Here is a 26,425-nt window from a genome sequence, read left to right on the forward strand (position 1 = left end):
GATGGAGATCGACACGGCGGTGTGGCTGTGGCTCGGTCTCGCGGGGATGACCGCGGGAACGATCCCGACGGCGTACCAGTTGCTGACCAACGACGAGAACCGACACCTCTCGGCGGTCCTGTTCGGCGTGACCGGCATCGCGGCGCTCGCCTATCTGGCAATGGCGCTCGGCTACGGGATCGTCGAGGTGGGCGGAACGGCCATCGAGGTCGTCCGCTACGGCGACTGGCTCCTGACGACGCCGCTGATGGTGCTGTATCTCGGCTTGCTCTCGCAGCCGGGCAGCCGCGTCCTCGGGACGCTGGTCGTCGTCGACGCGGTCGTCGTCCTCGCGGGCGTCGCTGCGACCGCACTCGGAGGGGTCGTCGGCTACGCGTTCTTCGGCGTCGGCTCGGTGGCGTACCTCGTCTTGGTCGCGCTCCTCGTGTGGACGCTCCCGCGGCGGGCGTCGTTCGATACGCCCCGACAGGCCGCGTCGTTCACGACGCTGCGGAACCTCACGGTCGTCGTCTGGACGCTCTATCCCGTCGTGTGGCTCCTCGCGCCGACGGGCGTCGGACTGCTGCTCCCCGACACGCAGGTGCTCGTGTTGACGTATCTCGACCTCGTCTCGAAGGTCGGCTTCGTCGCCGTCGCGGTCCGCGGGATGTCGGCGCTCACGGGCTCGGCGACCGACATGAGCGTGAACGCGGACTGACGCGGCGCGAACGCTTTGTTACCGCGCTCGGCCGGATCGCGAAGCATAACCGATCGGATCGCACACGACTCGGTATGAGCGACGAGCACGAGCACGGCACAGACGAGTCGGAGGCGGGATCCGACGGCGAAGACGCCCACACACCACACCGCGAGGAGTTCCACGAAGCGCCGATCGGACACGCGCAGGTCCGCGGCGGGATGACCGTCGGCGACCTCGCCACCGAGTACGGGAAGGCCGGCATCGGCGCGGCGACTGTCGACCGCGCGGTCGACGTCTACGCGGAGATGCTCGGCCGCGAGGAGGTGACGAACTTCTTCGGGCTCGCCGGCGCGATGGTTCCCGCCGGGATGCGCCAGATCGTCGTCGATCTGATCCGCGACGGCCACATCGACGCGCTGGTGACGACCGGTGCGAACCTCACGCACGACGCCATCGAGGCGATCGGCGGCAAGCATCACCACGGGCGGGCGGAACCGCACGACCCGCACCCGGCCGCGGCCGACGCCGAGCCGACGGGCGAGACCCCACGCGAGCACGACGAACACCTCCGCGACGAGGGCGTCGACCGGATCTACAACGTCTACCTGCCGCAAGAGCACTTCGCGCTGTTCGAGTCGCACCTCCGCGACAACGTCTTCCCGGCGGTCGAACGGCAGGTGTCGATCCAGGAGTTCACCGCCGAACTCGGGCGCGCGAACGCCGAGCAGAACGCTGAACGCGACGTCGACGAGGACGCCGGCATCGCCGCCGCAGCCTACGAGAACGACGTGCCGGTCTACTGCCCGGCCATCCAGGACTCCGTGTTAGGAATCCAGGCGTGGATCTACTCGCAGACCTCCGATTTCGGGCTGGACGCGCTCGGCGATATGACGCACCTCTCGGATCTGGCGTTCGAGGCCGAACGGGCCGGCGCGATGGTCGTCGGCGGCGGCGTCCCGAAGAACTACGTCCTCCAGACGATGCTGACGATTCCGGACGCCTACGACTACGCGGTCCAGTTGACGATGGACCCCGACCACACCGGCGGGCTCTCGGGTGCGACCCTCGACGAGGCGCGCTCGTGGGGGAAACTGGAGAAGTCGGCACGGAACGCGACTGTCGTCGGCGACGCGACGATCACGCTCCCGCTCGTCGTCGCTGCGGCCCGCGAGCGGGCGGCCGAGCGCGACTTCTGATACGGTCGGACAGAGGGGTCGGGACGTTCCCGGTACCGCGGGCGGTGAAGGGCCCCCGAGGGTGCCGCAGACGGGACGAGGTGTCACCGCAGGACGAGTGAACGAACACAGTCGGAGATGACCTGCCCGGATCGAATCCCCGCTCAGTCCATCGGCGTGATCGCCGCAGCATTCGATCATACATTAACGTTTATTATGATCAGGGCCAACGGTGTTCGTATGCCCGTCGTACGCGTACGTGACTGACTTTCTCTCGACCCGCGTATCGCCGTACGATCGACCGCCGAATCCGACCCGAAACAGTGAGCACACACGCCCAACCCACACGCACGAAGCGCACAGACCGACAGACCGACCGATCCGCGACGACCGAGAGCACGAGCGCGGCCGGAGCGGCCACCGAAAACCGTCCGACAGCAGGGCGGCCGCGACCCGGCGAGCGCGACGCGGCGACTGCGAAAACCGACAGCACAACGGCGTTCCGCGCGACAGACGGCGCGTGGGTCGAGCGCTGCCAGCGGCAGTTCGACGCAGGCGCGACGGCACGCCTGGCGAACCTCGTCGACGAGGAGAACCAAGTCGTCATCGCTCCCGGCGAGGCGTAGCGACAGACAGCGGAACCCACACGGTCACCCGACCGAGAATCGCCCTCGTTCGCGAATCCGACACACGGAACGGCTATACGGCCCCGTCCATTTGGAGGCGTATGGACTACGCTGATTCTCTCGACCGGGCGCTCGATGAACTCCCGGAGCGAAACCAAGAGCAGTCCCGACTTCGAGTACCGGACCCCGAAGGCGAGACAGACGGCGCGTTCACACGCCTGACGAACCTCGGCGAGATCGCCGACGCGCTCGGCCGCGACGTCGAGCACGTCCACCGGAACGTCCAGCGCGAACTCGGTACCAACGGCCAGCTCGACGACGACCGCGCGCGGTACAACGGTTCGTTCAGCGTCGCGGACTTCGAGGCCGCCATCGACGAGTACGTCGCCGAGTACGTCACCTGTACGGAGTGTGGCCTGCCGGACACCCGACTCGTCACCGAGGACGGCGTCGATATGCTCCGCTGTGAGGCCTGTGGTGCGTTCCGCCCCGTCCAAAAGGGTGCCGCGAAGACGCAATCGCAGTCCGGCCCGGCCGTCGAGGAGGGCACGACCTACGAGCTGGAGATCACCGGTACCGGCCGCAAGGGCGACGGCGTCGCCGAGAAAGGCAAGTTCACGATCTTCGTTTCCGGCGCGCGCGAGGGCCAGACCGTCCGCGCACTCGTCGAGCGGACCAGCGGAACCCTCGCGTTCGCGCGTGTGGTCTGAGAGACGGTACGTTTCGTCGCGGCCTCGCAACGCTCTTTGAACTCCTCTCGCTATAGCCGACCGGCCGATGACGACGGCACCGCTCCGAGCCGGGGTGGCGCTCGGCGACGACGAGCCCTATGAGTACCGAGGCCAGCTTTCGATCTGTATAGTTGCCACGTGGCGCGGACGGGCGTAAGCGAATCACGTCTGTTTGATCCTGTGAGAAGGTAACGTCTCTCGGCGGTAGTTCCGATGGGGTTGTCGTGCCAAGAGCGCTGAACGTTTATACTGCAGCCAATACGGAGTGTAGGTATGGACAACGCCCGAGGATGTGCCACCGTGCCCCGTCACGCTGGCGACGAGCGTCGGTGCGAACGTGCAGGGTGGCACTGAGATGGCGACCGCAGTCGCCGGACTGGTGTTTTGGATTCTCGTCGCACTCGCAACGGTCACCAGCCTGGTGACGGCGTGGACCCTCGGCGCGAACAGCAACTCGCCACCGTTTGCGCCCGCGATTGGTGCGCAAGCCATCTCGACGATGAAAGCCGCGTTCCTCATCGGAATCCTCGCCGCACTGGGGGCGCTGACGCAGGGGGGAAGCATCTCTGCGACGGTCGGCTCGGGACTGGTAGCTAACGCACAGATTACCTCTCTCGGCGCGATAGCTGGCCTGTTGACGGCGACTGGCTTCATGGCGTTCGGCGTGTATTCGGGATACCCGGTCCCGGCCGCGTTCGCGACGACGGGCGCGATGATCGGCGTCGGGCTCTCGCTGGGTGGGGATCCCGTCTACAGCACCTATCAGCGCATCGCCCTCTTTTGGGTGCTCGTTCCGCCGATCTCCGGCGGATTGGCCTACCTGACCGCGAAGGTTCTCCGGCGCGACGACATCCCAGAGACGCTCGGGGTCCCGCTCCTGGCAGCCGTCGTCGGAGCGATCGTGGCGAACATTCCGCTCAGTGTCATCCCCGCACCCGCCGGTGACCAGCAGGGCACGATCGCCGGGATAGTGCGACTACTCGTCGACTCCGCAGTGCTGCAGACGGCCGGGGGGCTCCTCGTGACGCTCTTGGTCGCAGCAGTGAGCTTTCGGTTCATCCGGCGGCGGACACAGGACTCGGTGGATCGCGGTATCAAGACGTTTCTCGTGCTTCTCGGAAGCGTCGTCGCCTTCTCCAGTGGTGGCAGTCAGGTCGGGCTCGCCACTGGCCCGCTCGAGAACCTCTACTCGGTAGAGCTGGGCGTCCCCGGAATCGCGCTGCTCGCGCTCGGCGCGGTCGGCATTCTCGGCGGTGCGTGGATGGGCGCACCGCGACTCCTGCAGGCAACGTCCCGTGAGTACGCCCAGTTGGGCACGCGCCGCTCGATTGCGGCGCTGGTACCCGGGTTCATCATCGCGCAGGTGGCGATCACGCTGGGCATCCCGATTTCGTTCAACAACATCATCATCAGCGGCGTCATCGGTGCTGGCCTCGCGGGTGGGAAGGCAGGCGTCTCCCGCCGGAAAATCGGCGTCACAGTGGTGTTTTGGTTCATCACGCTGGCCTCGTCGACAGCTATCGGGTTCGGGCTCTATCGGGCATTCGCCACCGTTCTCGGAGTGTAGTCATCGGACGACGGTGACTGTCACAGGTGCGCCCCCGACGACATCAGTCGCGACAGTACCGAGGAGCCGGCGGGTGAGTTTGTGTCGATCACCGCCGTGACCACCCATCACGATGTGGTCGACCGCGTGGTTTTCAGCGAACTGGAGGATCGTGTCGGCGGGCTTGCCCGTCTCGATGGCCGTGTCGACATCGTAGCCGGCCTGTTCGGCTCGTCGCTTCGCGCGGTCGATGAGAGTTTGGGCGCGCTCGCGGGCGCTTTCTTCCCGTTCGTCTCCAGCGTCCACGATGCCACTCTCGCTCATCGAACTGTCCAGCGGCGTGACAACGTTGAGTACGGTCACGGTACAGTCGAACGTCTCGAGTGCGTGGACGAGTGCGTCGTCGGCCAGTGGCGAGCCGTCCAGCGGAACCAGCACGTGCGATGGAGCCATACGGCTACTCTGTGACCGACCGTCAAGTCGTTTGACATCCGCCTGCGGGCAGCACACATCTGGTGGCCGTTCGTGGCTAGATATAACTTTTGAGCATACTTTTTGAGATTATAATAGCATAAATCATATTACGTCCGGGATAGTGTGTTTCGACAACGAATGACCGTCGACCGCATCCTGACGACCCACATCGGAAGCCTGCCTCGAACGCCGAAGCTCCTCGAACTCCTGAAGAAGCGCCAGGATGGTGACGCCGTCGACGAGGAGGAGTGGCACCAGACCGTCGTCGATGCGACCGAGACGGTCATCCAGCGGCAGGCCGACGTCGGCCTCGACATCGTCAACAACGGCGAGCAACCTCGGGTCTCGTTCAACTGGTACGTCGCGAACCGGCTCTCGGGCATCGGCGACACCCGCGACGCCCCGCTGTGGGACGACCTCGCGGACTTCCCCGAGTACGCCGAGGACGCGTTCCACGCCGAGGGGATCGACCTCACCAAGCAGCCGTCGGTCACTGGCCCCGTCGAATACATCGGCGAGGAGGCCGCACACGAGGAGATCGATACGTTCTTCGAACTGCTCGACGCCGGCGAGTACGACTTCGAGGGAACGTTCCTGACGGCGGCCTCACCGGGCGTCGCGGCCGCCACCCTCGTCAACGACTACTACGACTCCCACGAGGAGTTCCTCTCTGTGGTCGGCGACGCCCTGAAAAAAGAGTACGAGCTCATCGCCGAGACGGGCGCGACCCTCCAACTCGACGCCCCCGACCTGCTGACGACGGGCCACCGCGGCTTCGGCGACCGACCAGTGGAGAAGCTCAAACCGATCGTTCGGATGCACGTCGAGGCGCTGAACGAAGCCACGAAAGACATCCCGGACGAACAGCTCCGCGTCCACACCTGCTGGGGGAGCTACGAGGGGCCCCACCACCGCGACAAGCCGCTCGAAGAGCTCATCCCGATCCTCTACGACCTCGACATCGGCGGGCTCTCCATCGAGGAGGCCAACCCCCGCCACCAGCACGAGTATCGGGTATTCCGCGAGCACCCCCTGCCCGACGACTGGACGCTCATCCCGGGCGTGATCGACGTGAAGACGAACGTCGTCGAACACCCCGAAGTCGTCGCCGACCGGATCGAGCGGGTCGCTACCGCCGTCGACGACCCCACGCGGATCGTCGCCGCGCCGGACTGCGGCTTCGACACCCAAGCCGGTCTCGCGATGGTCCACCCCGACATTGCCTGGAAGAAGCTCGAAGCCCTCGTCGAGGGCGCTGCGGTCGCCACCGACCGACTGTTCTAAGACCGTCCGACCGGCTCTGCTAAGACCGTCGCGGGCGACTCGTCCGCAGGTCGACCTCGACGGACCCATCACGCCTCGTCGCTCCGTCCATCCGCTCTTATATCGGCACGCTCCGTACCGTCTCGTATGCCCACATCGGAACCGTTCGAGACGCACACCGAGCGGTACGAGGGATGGTTCGACGAGCACCCGGACGTCTATCGCTCCGAACTGGAGGCGCTGGGACGGCTCGTTCCCACCGACGGCTACGGCCTCGAAATCGGCGTCGGAAGCGCGCGATTCGCCGCTCCGTTGGGAATTGACGTCGGGATCGATCCCGCCGGCGAGATGCTCGAGTATGCCCGCGACCGCGGTATCAGCGTGGTTCGCGGCGTCGCCGAGGCACTCCCGTTCAAGACTGATGCGTTCGACACCGCGCTGCTCGTGACGACGATCTGCTTTGTCGACGACATCCCGCAGACGCTGTCGGAAGCCGAGCGCGTTCTCGACGCCGATGGCTCGCTCGTGATCGGCTTCATCGACAAGAACAGTCCGGTCGGCGAGATCTATCAGGAGACGAAAGAACAGAATCCATTCTACCGCGACGCCACGTTCGTCTCGACTGCGGAAGTCATCGACGCGCTGGACGCAGCGGGGTTCACCGACTTCGAGTTCGTGCAGACGATCTACCAGTGGATCGAGGAGATCGACGGTCCCGAACCGGTCGAGGAGGGGTACGGCAACGGCTCGTTCGTCGGTATCAAGGCGACGCGGTAGGCGACGTCGCAGGCCGTCGGCGCAGTCAGGAGACGACGGCCGGACGTCACTCCCGCGAGTCCGCTTCCTGGTAGATGACGTGTCCGCACGCCTTGCAGTGTGAGGCGTCGGGGTCGTGATACTCCAGCCCGCAGTTCGGACACGTGACGTTGACCTTCTCTCTCGAAGTCCACTCTTTGAGAATCTTGCTGGCCTGCCGCGGGATGACGATGATGGCAGCCAGGATCGATCCGACCGTCACCCAGCGTCCCGGCTGTGTCACCGGGACGATGTCGCCGAAGCCGACCGTCGAGAGGGTGACGACGGTGTAGTAGAAGGCGTCGCCGAACGTCTCGACGTTCGGATTCGCGCCGCTCTCGGCGCTGTAGAACAGACCTGCGGAGGCGAAAAGCAGGACGAGAATCGTCAGAAGAAGTTTTATCGCGCGCAGCGTGTTGTCCGAGACCGTCCCGAAGAAGAACTCCGCGTCCTGCGTGAACCGGTAGAACCGGAGCACGCGAATCACCCGAAGCACGCGCAGGAAGCCGATGTTCAACGCCCCGAGCGACACCGGCAGGAGCACGACCGAGAGCGTCGGCAGAATGGCGATCAGGTCAACCATCGTATAGCCGTTGAAGAACTCCGCGACGCGGTCGCGCGCGCCGTAGAGTCGGAGGACGTACTCGACCCCGAACACCAGCGCGATCCCGATTTCGAGATTCCACAGCAGTGGACGGTATCCTGCAGAGATCGGGTACGTCTCGACGATGAAGATGGCGACGAACACCAGATTCAGCCCCAGCAGCGCGATGTCGATGGCCTTTCCCGGCGCAGTTTCGTGATCCAGGAGATAGAACCGTACCAACTGCCGGGGGCGCCCCTCACCCGGCACCGACGCGTCGCTGTCCATAGGGTGTATAGTCGGTACCCCATAATAATGGGCGGCCGTCCCCGACCCGGGTAAAAATATATACTTCCTTACAGAAAAAATTCGGCACACAGCTTTTTATTCCCCATCTGACTGTACGGAGTATGGAGAGTTCGATCCGGACGCTGCACGTCGCTGCGGATCCCGGAGACGGAACGGACGTCTCGGAGTATTTCGAGTGCGAACGCGACCGGATCACCGTACGGACTGCCGCCCCGGCAACGGGTCTGGACCTGCTCGTCGGTGACCACACCGACGTCGACTGCATCGTCAGCGAGTACGACCTGCCCGGATGCGACGGCATCGAGTTTCTCGACGCGGTTCGGGAGACAGATCCGGACCTCCCGTTCGTCCTGTTCACGTCGAACGGCTCCGAGACGGTCGCGAGCGAGGCGGTCGCTGCGGGCGTGACCGAGTACCTCCCCAAGACGGGGACCGAGAGACAGTACGAGGTGCTCGGCGACCGGATCGAACGGGACGTCGCGGCGTATCGAGCGCAGGACCGTCGCGAGCGAAAGCGCGATACAACCGTCGGCCTGTTGCACGATCTCTACGCGGTGACGACCGACACCGAACTGCGGTTCGACGAGAAAATCGCGCGGTTGTTAGAATCCGGTTGTGATCGGTTCGACCTCGCCTACGGGTTCCTCTCGCGGATCGAGTACGACGAGCGAGAATCGAGCGCTAACGGGATGCAGCGAATCGTCCACTCGTACGGGGACCACGAGCGACTGCAGGAGGGGCAGACGTGTCCGCTTTCGAAGGCGTACTGTCGGAAGACCATCGAAACGGACGACCTCCTCGCGGTCGCCGATGCCGCAGGGGAGGGCTGGGAAAGCGACCCGGCGTACGACGTATTCGAGCTCGGGAGTTACATCGGGGGAAAAGTACTGGTCGACGGGGAACTCTACGGGACGCTCTGCTTCGCGTCGACGGACCCGCGCGGTGAGCCCTTTACCGACGCCGAACGGACGCTGATCAGGCTGATGAGCAAGTGGGCCAGTTACGAACTGGAGCACGCGCAGGTGACGAGCGAACTCGAACGGCAGAACGAACGGCTCGAAGGCTTCGCGAGCGTGGTCGCACACGACCTCCGAAATCCGCTGAACGTCGCATCGGGGCGGCTGGAACTCGCACAAACGGAGTGTGAGAGCGACCAGCTCGACCACGTGGCCGGAGCGATCGAGCGGATGAAATCGCTGATCGACGACGTGCTGGCGCTGGCTCGTGAAGGCCAGGCAGTGACGTCTCCCGAGTGGGTCGATCCCGGCGCGATCGCCGAGCAGTGCTGGCGGAACGTCGCAACCGCGGACGCGACACTCCGCGTCGAGACCGAGCGCTCGATCCGGGCCGAACCGAGCCGCCTCAAGCAACTCTTCGAGAATCTCTTCCGGAACGCCGTAGAGCACGGCGGCTCGGCGGTGACGATCACGGTCGGCGAACTCGACGACGGCTTCGCGATCGAAGACGACGGACCCGGGATCCCCAAAGCGGACCGGAGTGACGTCTTCGAGTTCGGCTACAGCACCGAGAGCGACGGAACAGGGTACGGGCTCGCGATCGTCAAAGAGATCGCCGAGGCCCACGGGTGGGACATCGACGTTGCCGACGGCGAAGGCGGCGGCGCGCGCTTCGAGATCCACACGACGCGGTAATTGTTGGGTACTGGCCGGCAGACGGCGTCGTATGCACTGAGCTTCACCTCGCGTCGTCGCCACCGACATACTCTGTAAGGTGAGCTTTCTCGCTCGAAAAGACAACCAACCGACAGCACAAACGGGGCCAGCCGCCCCACTTTAGGCTTTATAACAATCCTCGGTGGGGTGGTGCCATCCGGTGGGTAGCACCAATGCCAGACAGCCACAGGATACTTCACGCGCTGTTCGTGGTGATCGTCGCCACGTCAGTCGTGATCGGAGCGAGCGGGACCGCCGTCGCAAACAACCACGGCGGATGTATGGTGGAGGACAGTACGTCAGACGACACACAGACGATCGACCAGGCTCAAGATCAGACACAGGCGGGGCCGGGGAACACACAGCTGCAAGAGCAGCTTTTCGCCCTGATCGAAAGCCAGACCCAGTGCGGTATGGAAAACGATCAAGATCAGAACCAAGCGGGCTCGCAGTACCAGTTCCAGTCACAGGACGCCGAGGACTCTGATCAGTACCAAGCTCAGGACGGCACAGAGGAACAGATCCAGTCCCAGGATGGTGCGGAGAACGTCCAAGAGCAGAATCAGAGCACCGGTCAGGAGCAGAGTCAAGAACAGACCGGCGAGGACAACATCCAAAGCGAGTATCAGGAAAGCCTCCAGGACCAGACTCAGAGTCAGGACGGGACCGAGAACGATCAGTTGCAGGATCAACTGGCCGATCAGTTCGAGTCACAAATCCAGTCCGCGATAGAAAGCTACCAAGAACAGAGCCAGATGGGCGAGCAGACGAACCAGCAGCGCCAGGTGGGCGACGATAACAACCAGGCCCAAGAGCAGTCGCGTTCCCAGTCGCAAGAGCAGGCGCAGATCGGTGAGGAAAACGTCCAAGACCAGGTCCAGGACGCCACTCAACAGAACGATAATGGGTTCCAGAACGCGACAGACAGCAGCCAGAGCAGCTCACAGGCAATTACGCAACAACAAAACCAATTGCAAACAGGCGAAGAGCACGCCCAAGCTCAGAACCAGCTTCACAAACAGGTCCTAGAAAACGTCTACCAGCGGGGTGAAAACAACGACCAAGACGTCTATCAGGATTCTCTGCAGGAACAGATCCAGTATCAGGACGCCGAAGAATCCAATCAGGGACAAGGCCAAGTCAGCGATCAGCGCAACTGGGTGAAGCAGGCCGGCCGGAACAGTGGGAACAATGATCAGGACTCCACGCAGGACACCACGCAGTCGCAAGACCAGGACCAGTTCGGCGAAGAAAACGACCAAGAACAACTCCAAGACAATACCCAAGACTCGTGGGCGAAATCCGGCGGTCGGGATAGTTCGGGCCTCGACCAGGACACGACCCAGGACACCGATCAGCGAGAAAGTCAAGAACAGTACGGTGAGAACAACGAGCAGTCACAGGAACAGATCAGCGTAAACGACCTCAATGCACAGCAGACTGGACGGCATATGGACAATAACGACCAGTCTGTGAGCCAAGAGTCCATACAGGAACAGCAGCACCAAATCCAGTATGGCGGGGACAACGAGCAGATAGAGACTCAGTCGGTCGATCAGACCTCGGACACGCAACAGACAGGCGGCCACCAAGAGGACAATAACCAAGACGTGAGTCAGACGTCCGTACAAGATCAGTACGAATTCCAGGACGGTGGGGAAAGTGTCCAAGAACAGGCCCAAGGTGTCAGTCAAGAAGAGAGATCTCGGCAGGCTGGCGGTCAGCAGGAAGATAACGATCAGGACACGGCTCAGGACACTAAACAGCAGCAGGGCCAGTACCAGTTCGGCGAGGAAAACGAACAGATCGAGAGTCAAACAGCCGACCAGAACTCCGACACGCGACAGACGGGCGGTCAGCAGGAGGACAACGACCAAGACGTGAGTCAGACGTCCTCGCAGGAACAGTCTGAGGGCCAGACTGGCGAGGATAACAGTCAAAACCAGATTCAGGACGTCGAACAGGGCGCAGAGTCACAACAATCCGGCGGTCAACAAGAGGACAACAAACAAGACTCGGCGCAAGACGTTGGACAACAGCAAGAACAGTTCCAGAATCAATTTGGCGAGGAAAACGAGCAGGACCAGACCCAGGACGTCGAGCAGGATTCGACGTCCCACCAGTCCGGCAGTAGTCAAGAAGACAACGAGCAAGACACGACCCAGGACGCCGAACAAGAGCAGGGTCAAGATCAGTTTGGCGAGGACAACGACCAGACTGAGAGTCAGTCCGCGGACCAGCGGTCCGACGTGAAACAGACTGGCGGCCAGCAAGAGGACAACGAACAGACGGTGAGCCAGGACTCCCTGCAGGAACTGTCCAACGAGCAGATCGGTGAGGAATCCGAGCAGACTGCGAGTCAGGACACCAGCCAGCGGGAGAACCTCCACCAGAAGGGCGGCCAGAGCGAAAACAACGAACAGAGCGGCGAGCAAGACACCGAGCAGAACCTAGAGCAGGATCAGGACGCCGACGACTCCGAGCAGACGGGAAGTCAGACGACCGACCAGAACGCTCAGGCGGACCAGGAAGGCGAAGGCAACATACAGGGCCAGTCGCAGGATGCAGGCCAGACGCAGGATCTGACCCAGACCGGAGAGGAGAACGAGCAGACCGGAGAGCAGGACAGTGAGCAGGATCAAGAGCAAGAGCAGGACGCCGAATCCAGCAACCAGGATCAGGACCAGTCGACGGACCAGAACCTGACGCAGGAGCAGGGCGGCGACGAGAACGACCAGTCGGCGAGTCAGTTGATCGACCAGTCGCAGAGCCAGACGCAGTCCGGCGAGGACAGCGACCAAGACCAGAGTCAGAGCGTGACGCAGAACGCCACGTCCACCCAGGGCTAACGCCCACGCAAAGACCAGTACCGTGACGTGCGCACCCGCGGTCGGCGGAATCTGCCGCGGGACTTTTTTTTCGATGTAGCTACCGAGGAACTGTCGTGTCGATGCAAACCACGAACCGGAGCCAAGTGTGGTCGCTCCACGCGGTGGGAGCGCTGTCTCACCTCGTCTCCTTCAGCTTCGACGAACGGACTCCTCGCTACCGTTCGTCGTTGTGAGGAATCAGACAGTGGGTCGGGGCGGATTCGAACGCTGGCGGACTCCCTTCGGTCATCCGCTGCTTCCCACCTCGCGTCGTTCGGTGGGAACGCCGGCCTGCTCCGACTCCTTCGTCACCGTCAGGAAAGCGTATGGGTCGGGGCGGATTCGAACCGCCGGCCTGCTCCGTGTGAAGGAGCCGTCATAACCGGACTAGACCACCGACCCGCGCCTCGATTCTTCCGCGTGGCTGGACTTAAGCGTTCTTCTTCGCGGCGTCGCCAGCGAACCGGCCGCGGCCGCGTCGACCCGTCAGTACGTGGGCGACTCCTCTGGAACGCCGTCGCGGGCGTTGACGAGGCGTCCGAGGACGAACAGCGCGTCCGAGAGCCGATTGAGATACCGGATCGCCTCGCTGTTGACGGGGTCGTCGGCGGCGAGCGCGACCGAGCGCCGTTCCGCCCGGCGCGCGACGGCGCGCGCGTGGTGGAGCGTCGCGCCGGCGTCGCTCCCGCCCGGGAGGATGAACGACTCCAGTGGGTCGAGCTCCGCGTCGGCCTCGTCGATCGCGTCCTCCAGTTCGTCGACGTGCGCCTCGGTCACGACGGGGTCGTCCTCGTCGGGGTTCGGGTTCGCGAAGTCCGCCTGCACGATGTGGAGATGGTTCTGGATTCGTTCGAGCGTCTCGTCGACGTCGTCGTAGCCAGTCGGGCGGGCGGTCCCGATGAGCGCGTTGGCCTCGTCGACGGTGCCGTAAGCCTCGATTCGCGGACTCGTCTTCGCGACGCGCGACATATCCCGCAAGTCGGTCATCCCGTCGTCGCCGCGGCCGGTGTAGATCTTCATTGGTTCGAGGCGAGCGTCCGCTCGATGTAGGTTTTGATGTTCTGGCTCTCGTTCATCGTGACGCCGCGCTCGTCGTCGACGAGGACGGGCACGACGCGCTGTCCGCTCACGCGCTTGACCTCGTTGCGCTGTGAGTGCAGCGCGTCGACCCACTCGGTCTCGTACGCGACGTCGTGTTCCTGCAGCGCGTCGTGGACTGCCTCACAGAAGGGACAGCCGTCGAGCGCGTACAGCGTGATGCTCATACGATCCCTTGCGAGCGCTGGACCAAAGAGATTTGCTCGTGACCACACCCCCGAGTGAAGTGGGTGCGCCGCGTACGCGCACGTATGAGCGTGACGGGTGTCTGTCAGGTGTGCGAACAGCGGGAGGCGGAGTACACCTGCCACCGGTGCGGCGCGGCCGTCTGTGCAGTGCACTTCGACCAGGATCGCGGCGTGTGCGTTCACTGCGCGGATCCGGAAGGCCGAGAGGACGTGTTCGCCGAGGGCGACGCCTCCGGCGACGTTCCGGGGTTCCGGTAGCGTCCCACAGCCGTACCGCGCAGCAGCACCAGTCGCCGATTCAGCGCGGCACCGTCAGTCGCTGCCGCGGTACTGGTTCAGCCGTCGCTGGAGGCGACGAGCGGCGTCTCCCGCCGCCTTCGCGAACGCCTCGCCCTGATCCTCACCGGCGAAGATGATGCCGCGCGAGGAGTTCACGAGGCCGACGCCGTCGGCTAAGCCGTGTTCGACGGCCGCCTCGGCGTCGCCGCCCTGTGCGCCGATACCGGGCACGAGGAAGGGGAGGTCGGGGACCTGTTCGCGGATCGACTCCAGTTCCTCGGGCGCGGTCGCGCCGACGACGAGGCCGACGTTCCCGTGTTCGTTCCACAGGTCCGCGAGCGCGGCGACCCGCTCGTAGACCGCCTCTCCGGAGGCGAGTTCGAGGTCCTGGAGGTCGGCCCCGCCAGGGTTCGAGGTGCGACAGAGGACGAACACGCCTTTATCCTCGCGGTCGAGGAACGGCTGCAGCGAGTCCCGGCCCATATACGGATTGACCGTGATCGCGTCGACCTCGTCGAGCAACTGCGCGTACTGGCGCGTCGTGTTGCCGATGTCGGCGCGCTTTGCGTCTAGGAGAACCGGGACGTCCTTGCCCTTCGCGTAGGCGATCGTCTCGCGGAGCGCGCGCCAGCCGTCCGCGCTCTCGTAGAACGCCGCGTTCGGCTTGTAACAGGCGGCGTACTCGTGCGTCTCGTCGATGATGCGACGGTTGAACGCCCACTGTGGGAGGTCCTTCTCGAGGAGATGGTCGGGGAGTCGCGAGCGGTCGGCGTCGAGACCGACGGAAACGACGCTGTCGACCCGCTCGATGCGGTCTGCGAGTCGCTCGAAGAACGGCGCGGTCATATCTGATGCTGTCTTGCGGGGGACGAGTAGGTTTCCCTTCGGGTGCGGCCTGTCGTCAGCGGAGGCGGGCGAGCGATACGGCGAATCCGTAGGATGGAGTCACGGGTGAACCCGACCCCTTCTCCGGGATCGGTGAATCGGAAACCGTTAGGGAGCCCCCGCGGAATGAGCGCGTATGACTGACGCCGCTGACCTCGCCGCGCGGGTCCGCGAGGGGGAGCTTCGACTCCACGAACTGGACGAGTACGCCGACGCCGACACCGCCACCGAGGCACGTCGACTCGTCGTCGAATCGGACACCGACGCCTCGCTCGACGCCGTCGGGAACTACGGCTTCCCGGCCGAGCGCGCGGAGTCGAACATCGAGAATATGCTCGGGACCGTGCAGGTCCCGATCGGCGTCGCCGGCCCCGTGTCGGTCGACGGCGGCGCGGCCGGCGGCGAGACGTACCTCCCGCTGGCGACGACCGAGGGCGCGCTGCTGGCGAGCGTCAACCGCGGCTGTTCGGTGCTCTCGCAGGCGGGCGGCGCGAACGCGCGCGTCCTCAAGTCAGGGATGACGCGCGCACCCGTCTTCCGCGTCGCTGACGTCGTCGAGGCCGAAGCGCTCGTCTCGTGGGTCCGCGACCACACCGACGCGCTCGTCGAGGCGGCCGAGTCGACGACGAACCACGGCGAACTCCTGGACGTGACACCGTACGTCGTCGGCAACTCCGTCTATCTCCGCTTCCGCTACGACACGAAAGACGCGATGGGGATGAATATGGCCACGATCGCCACCGAGGCCGCCTGCGAGGTCGTCGAATCCGAGACCGGCGCGGACCTCGTCGCCCTGTCGGGGAATCTCTGCACCGACAAGAAGCCCGCCGCGATCAACGCCGTCGAAGGGCGCGGCCGGAGCGTCACGGCCGACGTGACGATCCCGCGCGACGTCGTCGAAGACCGCCTCCACACGACGCCCGGGGCTATCGCGGAGCTGAACACGCGAAAGAACCTCGTCGGCTCGGCGAAGGCCGGCAGTCTCGGCTTCAACGCCCACGTCGCGAACGTCGTCGCCGCGATGTTCCTCGCGACTGGCCAGGACGAAGCCCAGGTCGTCGAGGGGGCGAACGCCATCACGACTGCCGAGGAACGCGACGGCGACCTCTATCTCTCGGTGTCGCTGGCGTCGCTGGAAGTCGGCACGGTGGGCGGCGGGACGAAGCTCCCGACCCAAGCCGAAGCACTCGACGTGCTGGGCGTCCGCGGCGGCGGCGACCCGGCGGGCTCGAACGCCGACGCGCTCGCGGAGTACATCGCAGTCGGCGCGCTCGCCGGCGAACTCTCGCTGCTCTCGGCGCTCGCATCGCGGCATCTCTCCAGTGCCCACGCCGAACTGGGCCGGTAACGACGTCCGCTCTCGGTCAGTCGCTGCCGAACGGCCCGAGGAGGAGCAGCATCCCGACGGCCACGAGTCCGAATCCAACGGCGACGAGCGGCGTCTCCGGGAGCGCGGTCTCCGCACCGGCCGCTGTCCCGCTGCCGGCGCCGAGTCCGATCGAGAGGAGGAGCCAGCCGACGCCCGAGAGCGACAGCCCGACGCCCCGACGACGCTGTCCCTGGATCACCGCCGCGGCCGCCAGAATCGTGTGCCCGGCGAGGAAGGCGACGCCGGCGAACACGAGTTGGCGGCTGACGAGCGCGAAGACACCGCCGGCGACGAAGCAGCCCACGACGACCGCGCGAGCGATCGTACCGACGAGACCCGAGCGTGTTCCACCCATCGTTCAGAGGAGGCGGTACGTCCCCCGCGACTCGGAGGCCTCGCCGCGTCGGGTCAGTTTGCTCAGTAGTTCGCGGGCCTTCTCGCTCGGGACGCCCCGTTCGTCCGCGTACGCCGCGACGTCGTCCGCGGTCGGGGCGTCGCATTCGCGGAGCGCGTCGCGGACGACGCCGATCTGACTCCCGGACGAGCCGGCGTGTGTCCCCTGTGAGGCGCGCTCGCCGGCGGCTTCGACTTCGTCGGCGTCGAGACCGGACCCTTCGAGGTACTCGGCGTCGTCGACGCCGCTGTCGTCGATCTCGCGCTCCATCTCGGCGACGTGTGCGGTCTCGGCGAACGCCTCGCTGTTGCCGCCCTGCTTCGCGAGCAGGGCCGCCCGCGCCTGTCGGGCCGCCTCGCGGTCGTCCTCCTCGACGAACCGGCGGAGCTTCTTCGTCTGATGAGTCCGCCCGCACCGCGGACACGTGGCCGTCTCGGCGGCTCGTGCGTCCTTCAGGAGCCAGAGGTGCTCGCAGTCGGTGCAGCCGACGACGGCGTACATACTCCGGAGTTCCTCGTGATCGGATTTGAACCTTCGGCTCGGCGGCGTCGGGGTGAAAAATACAGAATAGCGTCCGAAACGGTGCGTCGAGCGGCGCTTACGCCAGCTCTTCGATGTTCTCGACGACCTTCTCGGCGAACTCGGAGGTCGCGAGCTTCGTGCCGCCCTCGATCTGCCGGTGGAGGTCGTAGGTGACGTCGCCCTCGGAGATCGTCTTCTCGACGGCGTCGCGGATGAGTTCGCCGGCGTCCTTCCAGCCGATGTACTCGAACATCAGGCGACCCGAGAGGATCATCGCCGTCGGGTTCACCTTGTCTTCGCCGGCGTACTTGGGTGCGGAGCCGTGGACCGGCTCTGCCAGACAGAGGCCCTCACCGAAGTTCGCGCCCGGCGCGATGCCCAGGCCGCCGATCTGTGCGCCGGCCGCGTCGGACATATAGTCGCCGTTGAGGTTCATCGTCGCGATGACGTCGTACTCGCTGGTCCGGGTCAGGAGCTGCTGGAGCATGTTGTCCGCGATGCGGTCGTTGACGACCAGCGTGTCCGCGGGTGCCTCGCCGTCGTACTCCTCCCAGAGTTCGTCCTCGGTGATGACGCCGTCGTCGTACTCCTCTTCGGCGACCTCGTAGCCCCAGTCACGGAACGCGCCCTCGGTGAACTTCATAATGTTCCCCTTGTGGACGAGCGTGACGGTGTCGCGGTCGTTCTCGAGTGCGTAGTCGATGGCCTCGCGGACGAGTCGCTTCGTCCCGAACTCCGTGATGGGTTTGACGCCGATCCCGACGGGGCCGTCGTGGATCACGTCGTCTTCGCCCATCTCGTCTTCGACGAACGCCTTTACCTGTTCTACCTCGTCGGTGCCCGCTTCCCACTCGATGCCGGCGTAGACGTCTTCTGTGTTCTCACGGAACGTGACCATATCCATCGCCGCGGGGTCTTTGACGGGCGAGGGGACGCCGTCGATGTGGTAGGTCGGGCGGACGTTCGCGTAGAGGTCGAGCTTTTTGCGGAGCGCGACGTTCAGCGAGCGGAAGCCGGCGCCGACAGGCGTCGTGAGCGGGCCTTTGATCGCGACGCGGTGCTCGCGAATCGCGTTCACGGTGTCGTCGGGGAGGTTCTCACCGTACTTCTCGCGGGCGGACTCGCCGGCGTAGACGCGCATCCACTCTACAGAGCGACCGGTCGCCTCTGCGGCGGCGTCGAGTACCTTCTGGGCGGCGGGACCAACGTCGGTTCCGATCCCGTCGCCGTGGATGATCGGAATGATCGGGGTGTCGGGGACGTTCAGCTCGCCGGTCTCCTCGTCGGCAAGCGTGATCTTCTCGCCCGTCTCGGGGGCTTCGATCTGGTCGTAGCTCATAAACATCAGCTACTTTCCGCACCTGTCGTAAATTACTGCCGTTATCGCTTTCCAGAAGCAGAACTTGCCAGCAGCAATCATACACGCAAAAACGGGATATTCCCCATCGTCAGCGTCAGTCCACCGGTTCCGCTTCAGTTCTCGTGCGCACTTCCGCGTCTGTCTTCGTTACTCGACGACGAGCCAGGGGACTTCCATCAGCGGCGGGATGTGCGTCTCGATGTGGTGTTCCCAGACGCCTTCCTCGCCGAAGGCCTCGCCGTGGTCGGCGGTGACGACGACAGTCCCGTCGAGTTTCGGAACCAGGTCTGCGATGACTTCGAGCGCGATGCGGAGATTCTCCTCGTAGAGTTCGAGGGCGGCCTCCCGCGTCCCGTTCTGGACGAGTTCGGTGGGATCGAGTTCGAGCCAGAGGCCGGCTTTCTGTGCGAGTTCGCTGCCTTCGAGAACGCTCTCGATCCGCGGGCGGATCGTCTGGCCGAGCGACTCGATAGGCCCGCTCTCGGCGTCGTCACCGTTTTCGACCGCCTCCTCCTGTCGACGGATTCCCTTCTGGATCTGCTTGAGTTTCTGCCCCGCGCCGCGGGAGAGATACGGCGCGTGCGGCTGCATATAGTGGAGGACGGTGCGCTCGTTGCGGGCGACGAGGTCGCGTCGTTCTTCGAGCGACGCTTCGAGACTCTCTGGCGGGACCGTCCCGAGGCTCTCGTCCCACCCGTGCTTCCAGACGTCGACGATGTCGCTGATGTGTTCGTTGGCGGTCCACTCGTAGTCGCAACTGGCCCCCCACTTGAGTTCGTTCAGCGGGATGCCGAGGTCGTTGATGAACGGATTCCCGGAGAAGTACGCGATGTCGTGGTGGTCGGTGAACGTCCGGTAGGCCCACTCGGGCGTCGACGAGCCCACGCTCCAGCGCTTTTCGACCGTCCCGTCGAGATACTCCTCGTAGACCGCAGAGAAGACGTCGTAGCGGCACGCATCCAACACCAGACAGTAATCCCAGTCGGATGCCAGAAAGTCCTGGTCTCTCATCACCGACCGGGGATTTCATCTCGGGCACCGTATTTGTACTGTTTCACGACACCTTTCTCACGGCGTGCGAACGTGCGGGACACCTCTCACGAGCACGTACATCCCTCACGAGCACGTACAATCCACCACGAACCCCGCGGAGCCGTGTCGCGTCGCCGATCCCGCTATCAGACGCTTCTTGTGCGCGCGCCTCCACGACGCGAACGAGATGGCCGATTCCGATACCGACGACAGTGCCAACAGCGACGCAGATTCCGAGACGGACGCGCCCGCGGAGATCACGATTTACTCCGATTACGTCTGCCCGTTCTGTTATCTCGGTCGGCAGTCCCTCTCACAGTATCAGACCGAGCGCGAGGAGCGGCTTCGGATCGACTGGCAGCCGTTCGACCTCCGGTCGAGCAAGCGGCGGCCCGACGGCACGATCGACTACGACGCCGACGACGGCAAAGACGACGAGTACTACGAGCAGGCGAAAGAGAACGTGCGGAGGCTCCGCGATCAGTACGGGGCCGAGGAGATGGAACTCGACATCGCGACCGACGTGGACTCGCTGCCCGCACAGTTGGTCTCGGTCGCCGTCCGGGAGACGTACGACTACGAGACGTGGCTCGCGTTCGACGAGGCGGTCTTCGCCGCGCTCTGGCACGAGGGGCGCGACATCGGCGAGGAGGACGTGCTGCTCGACCTCGCAGACGAGGTCGGTGTCGAAGCCCAATTCGTCCGCGACGCGCTTGCCGACGAGGAGCGGCGGGACCGGCTTCGCGAACGCTTCCGCGACGCGCAACAAGCCGGGATTACGGGCGTTCCGGCGTTCGTGTACGACGATTACGCCGCCCGCGGTGCCGTCCCGCCCGAGCAACTCCGACGGCTCGTCGAGGGCGCGTAAGCAGGTGGTGAAGAATCGAGAGAAGCGAGAACAGAAGCGTTGCTGCCGTGACTCCGTCCCCTACTCGTCCGCGGCAGCGCCACCGTCGGGGGCGACGGCAGCGGGGTCCTCGCCGGTCGGCGTCGCGTGCAGCCACTCGTCGGCCCACGACTCGATCTCGTCGAAGACCGGACACAGCGAGCGCCCCTTCGGCGTCAGCGAGTAGTACGTCGCGACCGGCGCGTCCTCTTCGAGCCGTCGATTCACGAATCCCAGTTCCTGGAGGTCGTCGAGGACGCGCGAGAGCGTCCGCGAACTGGCGTCCGTCGAGCGCTTGAGTTCGTTGAAGCGCTTCTCGCCGTCCTGAAGATCGTGCAGGACGATGAGTCGCCACTGCGAACCGATCTGTTCGAGCGAGTCGATCACCGAGCAGGCCTCCTCGTCGTATTTCTCGTCGGGCTCTGGGGACACAGGCGTCACCTGGTGACACTTTCGTCCGCGAAGGTACAAATGGTTTCGCCTCTATAGTAGGTAACAGAGCGATACCTGCCGAGAGCGACATCCGTTCGGCAGTACGCTGCACCATTCACTATGAAAACCACAGGCATTCACCACGTCACGGCCGTCGCCGGCGATCCGCAGCAGAACCTCGACTTCTACACCGAGGTTCTCGGACTCCGCCTCGTCAAGCGAACGGTCAACTTCGACGACACCGCGACGTATCACCTCTACTACGGCGACGAGACGGGCAGCCCGGGCACGGCGCTGACGTTCTTCCCCTTCGAGGGCGCGCGGCAGGGCCGTCCCGGCCGCGGGCAGGCGGTCGCGACGGCGTTCGCCGTACCCGAGGGGAGCCTCGACTACTGGGCCGATCGGCTCGACGCCAGCGACGCGACTGTCCACGACCGGCAGACGCGCTTCGGCGCGGGCGTGCTCCCCGTCGAGGACCCGCACGGGCAACCCCTCGAACTCGTCGAGGCCGAGTCACCGATCGAACCGTGGGCGGACGGTCCCGTTCCGGCCGACCGCGCGATTCGCGGCTTCTTCGGCGTGACGCTGCACTCCGAGGAGCCGGACGCGACGGCGAACGTCCTCGACGTGCTCGGGTTCGACCGCGTCGACTCTGAGGCCGACCCAGACGACGGTGCAGAGCGGGTCCGCTACGCCGCTGCTGGGGATCGCGCGACCGTCGTCGACGTGCTTCACCGCGGACCCCCACGGGGCCGCCCCGGCGTCGGCACCGTCCACCACGTCGCGTTCCGCGCGGCCGACGAGGACGAACAGATGGCCTGGCGCGAGCGCCTCTCCGATGCTGGCCAGTTCGTGACGCCGCAGAAGGACCGGCAGTACTTTCGGTCGATCTACTTCCGCGAACCCGGTGGCATCCTCTTCGAGATCGCGACCGACGGCCCGGGGTTCACGGCCGACGAGTCGGTCGCGGAACTCGGCTCGGAACTCAAACTCCCGTCGTGGCTGGAAGACGAGCGCGAGCGGATCGAAGCGGCGCTGCCGTCGCTCGGGGACGCCGATGAAACGGCGGCGGCCGACGAGGGGAGTGAAACGGTGAGCGACGGTGGGAGCGGGGCACCGACGACTGACGAGGAGGGCGAAGCCACAGCGGCCGACGGTGGTGAGCGCCGATGAGCCGGCCCGCCGATTCCGAGGACCCGCACGCGGGGCAACCGATTCAGACCGCCGGTGCATCGCCTACGGAAGCCGACGCCGCCGTCGTCCTCGTCCACGGTCGGGGCGCGCGAGCCGACGGGATGCTCCAGTTCGCCCAGGAGTTCCACCACGACGGCGTTCACTACGCCGCGCCGCAGGCCCAGCGCGGCACCTGGTATCCGAACCGGTTCGTCGCGCCGATCGAGCGGAATCAGCCCCACCTCGACTCGGCGCTGTCGCACCTCGAACGCGCCGTCGAAGAAGCCCGGTCGGGCGGGCTCCCGGCTGAAAAGGTGATTCTGGTCGGATTCTCACAGGGCGCGTGTCTCGTCTCGGAGTTCGTGGCGCGCACGCCCCGACGGTACGGCGGGCTCGTACTGCTCTCCGGCGGACTGATCGGCCAGGAGGGGATCGACTTCGACCACGAGGGCGACGTCGACGGAATGCCGTTCTTCCTCGGCGTCAGCGACGACGATCCCCACATTCCGATGTCGCGCGCGGAGGAGACCGTCGAGGTGTTCGAGCGTCTGGGCGCCGACGTCCGGTTCGACCGCTACGAGGGTCGTGGCCACGGGATCTTCGAGGAGGAGATCGAGTACCTCGACGGACTCGTCGCGGACGTCGTCGGGTGAGATAGCGTAGAGGACGGCGATCGACCGTCGATCAGTCGGCGGCGATCGTGGTCTGCTGCGGTCGGACCCACTTCGACTCCTTTCGGGACTGGACCGTCTCCTCGGGGCAGACCGTGACGAACTCGTCGTTCCGCCAGTCGTAGGCGGTGAGTTCGTTGCCGTAGACACAGCCGGTGTCGAGGCCGACGGCGTGCTCGCGGACGACGGGCGCGGCGAGCGGCGTGTGCCCGAAGAAGACGCGGTCGGGGCCCTCGTAGACCTCCCACCAGAACGGCCGCTCGTAGCCCGACGACAGCGAGCGGAAGTTCTGGAGGTCGTCGACGTCGTGGTCGGCGAGCGACTTCCGGGGGTCGACGCCGCCGTGGACGACGAGCGTGTCCTCCCACGAGAGGGCGACCGGCCGGTCGGCGATCCAGTCGAGGTCATCGTCGGTGAGCGACGCGACCGACTTCGAGCCGCGGAGGAGTTTCTCCTCGTTGTTGCCGCGGACGGTCACCATATTCGCCGACTCGCGGACGAGGTCGAGTACGCCCTTGCTGTCGGGGCCTTTCCGGACGAGGTCGCCGACGAACGCGACGAGGTCGTCGTCGGTCACTTCGAGTTTTCTGAGCAGTCGTTCCAGGTCCGCTCGGCAGCCGTGGACGTCGCCGACGACGTAGACGTCGTCCCACTCGCTGACGTCCAGGTGTTCGTGCTCGACGGCCGCGGCGAACTGTGGCTCGGTCATCGTTCGTGCCGTGAACTGTCGGGAGGCCTGTAAACGGTTGCTAGTATTCTCGGTGTGAGCTATATAGTCACGCGTGGGTCTTGGCGCTACTGTGGGACGCCTTTCGCCGGTCGGATCGGCGGGTCCGGAACCTCTTTGAGACGTTCGACCAACTGTTCGGGTATGAGCGACGGACCTCTCGACGAGGAGACGCTAGCGAAGTACAGGGAGGCCGGATCGGTCCTCCGGCAGGTCCTCGACGAGGCCGCAGAAAAGGTCGAACCGGGCGTCACCCACCTCGAAGTCGCCGAGTTCGCCGAGGCGCGTATCGAGGAACTCGCAGACGGGTGCGCCTTCCCGGTGAACATCAGCATCGACGAGGAGGCCTCACACGCTACGCCCGGCCGCGACGACGAGACCGAATTCGACGACGGAATGGTCTGTCTGGACTGCGGCGTCCACGTCGACGGCTACATCGCCGACGCGGCGGTGACCGTCGATCTCTCCGGGAACCCCGAACTCGTCGAGGCCGCCGAGGAGGCGCTCGACGCCGCACTCGACGCCGTCGCACCCGGCGTCGAGACCGGCGTGATCGGCGGCGAGATCGAGGACGTGATTCGCGGCTACGGCTACACGCCCGTCCTGAACCTCTCGGGTCACGGCGTCGCCCAGTGGGACGCTCACACGGGCCCGACGATCCCGAACCGGGGCACTGACCGCGGTGTGGAACTCGAAGTCGGCGACGTCGTCGCCATCGAACCGTTCGCGACGACCGGGCGCGGCAAGGTCACCGAGGGCTCGAAAGAGGAGATCTACAGCCTCGAACGCGACCGCTCGGTGCGGAACCGCTCGGCGCGGAAGGTCCTCGAACAGGTGAAAGAGGAGTACCGGACCCTCCCGTTCGCCGCACGCTGGCTAGACGAGCCGCGCGCCGAGATGGCCATCACGCGGCTCGAACAGCAGGGCGTCCTCCACGGCTATCCCGTGCTGAAGGAGGACGACGGCGAACTCGTCAGCCAGGCCGAACACACCGTCGTCGTCACCGAGGACGGGTACGAGAACCTGACGGCGTGAGCGAGATGGACCAGGTGTTCGCACCGTGGCGGATCGAGTGGGTCGAGCGCAACGGCAACGAGGACATCGACGGCTGCCCGTTCTGCGTCCTGCCCGAGCGTCACGACGACCGGGAGAGCCGGATCGTCGCCCGCAGCGAACACGCCTTCGTGATCCTGAACAACTACCCGTACAACCCGGGGCACCTGATGATCATCCCGTACCGCCACACGGGCGAGTGGAGCGACCTGCGCGACGCGGAACTGCTCGATCACGCACGGCTGAAAGTGGCCGCGATCGACGCCCTCGACGCCGCGTTCAACCCCGACGGCGTGAACGCCGGCGAGAACCTCGGCGGAAAGGCCGCCGGCGGGTCGATCGGCGATCACGTCCACACGCACCTCGTCCCCCGGTGGAGCGGCGACACGAACTTCATGCCCGTCGTCGGCGACACGAAGGTGATCGTCGAGGCGCTCGAAGACACCTACGACCGCCTGCACGAGGCGTTCGCGTCGCTGCCGGCGGCGACAGCCGACGCTGACGCGGCGGACGGGACGGCCGCAGGCGCGGGCGAGTCAGGTGACAGCGACGAGCCGACGCGGGCCGTCAGGCTCGACTTCGATCTGGCGACCGAAGCGACTTAGCCCTCCGAGCGGTAGGCACGAACGATGAGCGACGACCGGAAACGGGTCGTCCGCCGCGTCGGGGCGATCGTACTCGCGGTCAATCTCGGCCTCGCGCTGGCGAAAGGGGGCGTCTGGTGGCTCACCGGGAGCCTCGCGGTCGGCTCCGAAGCGGTCAACAGCGTCGCCGACAGCGTCTACAGTCTCGTCATTCTCGCCGGCCTGTACCTGACGACGCAGCCGCCCGACTTCGAGCACCCGCACGGCCACGAGCGAATCGAACCGTTCGTCTCGCTGTTCGTCGCGCTGGGCGTGTTCGCGGCGGGCGCGGCCGTGCTCTGGAACGCCACGACGGCGGTGCTGAACGGGACGTACGGCGTCGAGGCCGGAACGACGGCGGTCGCGGTCCTCGTCGGGACTGCCATCACGAAATACGGACTCTACCGGTACTGTCTCCGAATCGGTGAACGCCGCCACTCGCCTGCACTCGTCGCGGCCGCGCTCGACAATCGAAACGACATTCTGACCGCGGGCGCGGCGCTCGTCGGCGTGCTCGGGGCGTCCTTCGGCGCGCCGATCCTCGATCCGATCGCCGCGGGCGTCGTCTCGCTCGGCATCTTCTACACGGGCTATGAGATCGTCCGCGACAACGTGAACTACCTCGTCGGCGCGGCACCTCCCGAAGAACTCCGCTGGGAAATCATCGAACGCGCGCTCGAACACCCAGAAGTCCGCGGCGCCCACGACGTCGTCGCCCACTACGTCGGCCCCGAAGTCGACGTGAGCATCCACATCGAAGTAGAAGGGGATATGACGCTGTTCGAGGCCCACGACATCGAGTCGGCCGTCGTCGACTCGATCCGCGCGATGCCCGAGGTCGACGACGTATTCGTCCACGTCGATCCGAAAGAACTCGGCGAGTGGAAGGAAGACGCAGAGGCCGATCAGCTCCTCGAAACCGTGGCAGAGGACGGCGACGACGGTAACGACGGCGACCGCGCCGAACGGAGAGAGCAAGCGCGCTGATAGCGAACAGGCGCGACACGGC

The 26,425-nt window shown here is 65.3% G+C and carries 28 protein-coding genes and 1 tRNA gene; 17 read left to right on the forward strand and 12 right to left on the reverse strand.

The features are described 5' to 3' along the window. Position 1 precedes the first annotated feature (1 nt). From D3D02_RS10435 to D3D02_RS10455, 5 genes are all read left to right on the forward strand, one after another. Entirely contained in the window at positions 2 to 697 is a 696-nt protein-coding gene (locus tag D3D02_RS10435) for a bacteriorhodopsin (protein WP_158599353.1), read from the forward strand. Positions 698 to 771: 74 nt separating this feature from the next. After that, positions 772 to 1,875, forward strand: a complete 1,104-nt coding sequence (locus D3D02_RS10440; protein WP_121569922.1) for a deoxyhypusine synthase — start codon at positions 772 to 774, stop codon at positions 1,873 to 1,875. Positions 1,876 to 2,177: 302 nt separating this feature from the next. After that, positions 2,178 to 2,480: a hypothetical protein gene (locus D3D02_RS10445; RefSeq protein WP_121569923.1), complete on the forward strand. Its 303-nt coding sequence runs from the start codon at positions 2,178 to 2,180 to the stop codon at positions 2,478 to 2,480. 101 nt (positions 2,481 to 2,581) lie between these two features. Continuing rightward, positions 2,582 to 3,190 (forward strand): translation initiation factor IF-2 subunit beta, encoded by a 609-nt coding sequence (locus D3D02_RS10450; protein WP_121569924.1) that lies wholly within the window; start codon positions 2,582 to 2,584, stop codon positions 3,188 to 3,190. 376 nt (positions 3,191 to 3,566) lie between these two features. Then, positions 3,567 to 4,778, forward strand: a complete 1,212-nt coding sequence (locus D3D02_RS10455) for an inorganic phosphate transporter (RefSeq protein WP_121570009.1) — start codon at positions 3,567 to 3,569, stop codon at positions 4,776 to 4,778. Here the strand turns inward: D3D02_RS10455 and D3D02_RS10460 are convergent, their stop codons facing one another. Beyond that, positions 4,779 to 5,210 (reverse strand): universal stress protein, encoded by a 432-nt coding sequence (locus tag D3D02_RS10460; protein ID WP_121569925.1) that lies wholly within the window; start codon positions 5,208 to 5,210, stop codon positions 4,779 to 4,781. It abuts the gene before it with no gap. 159 nt (positions 5,211 to 5,369) lie between these two features. Between D3D02_RS10460 and D3D02_RS10465 the strand changes: the two genes are divergently transcribed. Both D3D02_RS10465 and D3D02_RS10470 read left to right on the forward strand, forming a co-directional pair. Continuing rightward, the gene (locus tag D3D02_RS10465; RefSeq protein WP_121569926.1) at positions 5,370 to 6,515 is read left to right on the forward strand and encodes a cobalamin-independent methionine synthase II family protein; all 1,146 of its coding nucleotides are present in this window, start codon (positions 5,370 to 5,372) and stop codon (positions 6,513 to 6,515) included. Between the two features lie 126 nt (positions 6,516 to 6,641). Continuing rightward, positions 6,642 to 7,271 carry a class I SAM-dependent methyltransferase gene (locus D3D02_RS10470; RefSeq protein ID WP_121569927.1) on the forward strand — a complete coding sequence of 210 codons (630 nt, stop codon included), beginning with the start codon at positions 6,642 to 6,644 and terminating at the stop codon, positions 7,269 to 7,271. A 46-nt stretch (positions 7,272 to 7,317) separates the two neighbouring features. On the opposite strand, the gene D3D02_RS10475 is transcribed toward D3D02_RS10470, so the two are convergent. Continuing rightward, the gene (locus tag D3D02_RS10475) at positions 7,318 to 8,160 is read right to left on the reverse strand and encodes an ion transporter (RefSeq protein ID WP_121569928.1); all 843 of its coding nucleotides are present in this window, start codon (positions 8,158 to 8,160) and stop codon (positions 7,318 to 7,320) included. Between the two features lie 122 nt (positions 8,161 to 8,282). On the opposite strand from D3D02_RS10475, the gene D3D02_RS10480 reads away from it, so the two are divergent. Together D3D02_RS10480 and D3D02_RS10485 are read left to right on the forward strand one after the other, a co-directional pair. After that, complete coding sequence (locus D3D02_RS10480) at positions 8,283 to 9,833, forward strand: ATP-binding protein (RefSeq protein ID WP_121569929.1); 1,551 nt, start codon at positions 8,283 to 8,285, stop codon at positions 9,831 to 9,833. Between the two features lie 194 nt (positions 9,834 to 10,027). Continuing rightward, positions 10,028 to 12,703 (forward strand): hypothetical protein, encoded by a 2,676-nt coding sequence (locus D3D02_RS10485; RefSeq protein ID WP_121569930.1) that lies wholly within the window; start codon positions 10,028 to 10,030, stop codon positions 12,701 to 12,703. 348 nt (positions 12,704 to 13,051) lie between these two features. Here the strand turns inward: D3D02_RS10485 and D3D02_RS10490 are convergent. From D3D02_RS10490 to D3D02_RS10500, 3 genes are all read right to left on the reverse strand, one after another. Beyond that, positions 13,052 to 13,126: transfer RNA gene (locus D3D02_RS10490), tRNA-Val, on the reverse strand. Positions 13,127 to 13,210: 84 nt separating this feature from the next. Then, positions 13,211 to 13,744 (reverse strand): cob(I)yrinic acid a,c-diamide adenosyltransferase, encoded by a 534-nt coding sequence (locus D3D02_RS10495; RefSeq protein ID WP_121569931.1) that lies wholly within the window; start codon positions 13,742 to 13,744, stop codon positions 13,211 to 13,213. Beyond that, complete coding sequence (locus D3D02_RS10500) at positions 13,741 to 13,989, reverse strand: glutaredoxin (protein WP_121569932.1); 249 nt, start codon at positions 13,987 to 13,989, stop codon at positions 13,741 to 13,743. Before D3D02_RS10500 ends, D3D02_RS10495 begins: the two co-directional genes overlap by 4 nt. Before the next feature lie 84 nt (positions 13,990 to 14,073). Between D3D02_RS10500 and D3D02_RS10505 the strand changes: the two genes are divergently transcribed. Continuing rightward, on the forward strand, positions 14,074 to 14,268 hold the full coding sequence (locus tag D3D02_RS10505) for a zinc finger HIT domain-containing protein (RefSeq protein WP_121569933.1): 195 nt from the start codon (positions 14,074 to 14,076) through the stop codon (positions 14,266 to 14,268). Between the two features lie 54 nt (positions 14,269 to 14,322). Here the strand turns inward: D3D02_RS10505 and pyrF are convergent, their stop codons facing one another. After that, positions 14,323 to 15,135: an orotidine-5'-phosphate decarboxylase gene (gene pyrF / locus D3D02_RS10510; protein WP_121569934.1), complete on the reverse strand. Its 813-nt coding sequence runs from the start codon at positions 15,133 to 15,135 to the stop codon at positions 14,323 to 14,325. Between the two features lie 175 nt (positions 15,136 to 15,310). Between pyrF and hmgA the strand changes: the two genes are divergently transcribed. After that, positions 15,311 to 16,522, forward strand: coding sequence for a hydroxymethylglutaryl-CoA reductase (NADPH) (gene hmgA / locus D3D02_RS10515; protein ID WP_121569935.1), 1,212 nt, complete (start codon positions 15,311 to 15,313; stop codon positions 16,520 to 16,522). A gap of 16 nt (positions 16,523 to 16,538) precedes the next feature. On the opposite strand, the gene D3D02_RS10520 is transcribed toward hmgA, so the two are convergent. From D3D02_RS10520 to D3D02_RS10535, 4 genes are all read right to left on the reverse strand, one after another. Next, complete coding sequence (locus tag D3D02_RS10520) at positions 16,539 to 16,898, reverse strand: hypothetical protein (protein WP_121569936.1); 360 nt, start codon at positions 16,896 to 16,898, stop codon at positions 16,539 to 16,541. 3 nt (positions 16,899 to 16,901) lie between these two features. Further along, positions 16,902 to 17,438: a DUF5817 domain-containing protein gene (locus tag D3D02_RS10525; RefSeq protein ID WP_121569937.1), complete on the reverse strand. Its 537-nt coding sequence runs from the start codon at positions 17,436 to 17,438 to the stop codon at positions 16,902 to 16,904. Positions 17,439 to 17,535: 97 nt separating this feature from the next. Then, entirely contained in the window at positions 17,536 to 18,798 is a 1,263-nt protein-coding gene (gene icd, locus D3D02_RS10530; protein ID WP_121570010.1) for an isocitrate dehydrogenase (NADP(+)), read from the reverse strand. 168 nt (positions 18,799 to 18,966) lie between these two features. Beyond that, positions 18,967 to 19,830: a hypothetical protein gene (locus D3D02_RS10535; protein ID WP_121569938.1), complete on the reverse strand. Its 864-nt coding sequence runs from the start codon at positions 19,828 to 19,830 to the stop codon at positions 18,967 to 18,969. Positions 19,831 to 20,038: 208 nt separating this feature from the next. Between D3D02_RS10535 and D3D02_RS10540 the strand changes: the two genes are divergently transcribed. Continuing rightward, entirely contained in the window at positions 20,039 to 20,719 is a 681-nt protein-coding gene (locus D3D02_RS10540) for a DsbA family protein (RefSeq protein WP_121569939.1), read from the forward strand. 60 nt (positions 20,720 to 20,779) lie between these two features. On the opposite strand, the gene D3D02_RS10545 is transcribed toward D3D02_RS10540, so the two are convergent. Continuing rightward, a complete protein-coding gene (locus D3D02_RS10545; protein WP_199723060.1) occupies positions 20,780 to 21,169 on the reverse strand; it encodes a helix-turn-helix domain-containing protein in 390 nt (129 codons plus the stop codon). Between the two features lie 120 nt (positions 21,170 to 21,289). Between D3D02_RS10545 and D3D02_RS10550 the strand changes: the two genes are divergently transcribed. Next, on the forward strand, positions 21,290 to 22,342 hold the full coding sequence (locus tag D3D02_RS10550; protein WP_121569941.1) for a ring-cleaving dioxygenase: 1,053 nt from the start codon (positions 21,290 to 21,292) through the stop codon (positions 22,340 to 22,342). Then, positions 22,339 to 22,995 carry an alpha/beta hydrolase gene (locus D3D02_RS10555; RefSeq protein WP_121569942.1) on the forward strand — a complete coding sequence of 219 codons (657 nt, stop codon included), beginning with the start codon at positions 22,339 to 22,341 and terminating at the stop codon, positions 22,993 to 22,995. Before D3D02_RS10550 ends, D3D02_RS10555 begins: the two co-directional genes overlap by 4 nt. A gap of 31 nt (positions 22,996 to 23,026) precedes the next feature. Here D3D02_RS10555 and D3D02_RS10560 read toward each other — a convergent pair whose 3' ends face one another. Continuing rightward, a complete protein-coding gene (locus D3D02_RS10560) occupies positions 23,027 to 23,722 on the reverse strand; it encodes a metallophosphoesterase family protein (protein WP_121569943.1) in 696 nt (231 codons plus the stop codon). Between the two features lie 162 nt (positions 23,723 to 23,884). On the opposite strand from D3D02_RS10560, the gene map reads away from it, so the two are divergent. Genes map through D3D02_RS10575 form a run of 3 tightly spaced genes read left to right on the forward strand, consistent with a single transcriptional unit; the run spans position 23,885 to position 26,403 of the window. After that, the gene (gene map / locus D3D02_RS10565) at positions 23,885 to 24,775 is read left to right on the forward strand and encodes a type II methionyl aminopeptidase (RefSeq protein ID WP_121569944.1); all 891 of its coding nucleotides are present in this window, start codon (positions 23,885 to 23,887) and stop codon (positions 24,773 to 24,775) included. Between the two features lie 5 nt (positions 24,776 to 24,780). Further along, on the forward strand, positions 24,781 to 25,398 hold the full coding sequence (locus tag D3D02_RS10570; RefSeq protein ID WP_121569945.1) for an HIT domain-containing protein: 618 nt from the start codon (positions 24,781 to 24,783) through the stop codon (positions 25,396 to 25,398). 24 nt (positions 25,399 to 25,422) lie between these two features. Beyond that, a complete protein-coding gene (locus D3D02_RS10575; RefSeq protein WP_121569946.1) occupies positions 25,423 to 26,403 on the forward strand; it encodes a cation diffusion facilitator family transporter in 981 nt (326 codons plus the stop codon). Positions 26,404 to 26,425 lie beyond the last annotated feature (22 nt).

This window comes from Halobellus sp. Atlit-38R (assembly GCF_003665925.1).
Classification (GTDB): domain Archaea; phylum Halobacteriota; class Halobacteria; order Halobacteriales; family Haloferacaceae; genus Haloquadratum; species Haloquadratum inordinatus.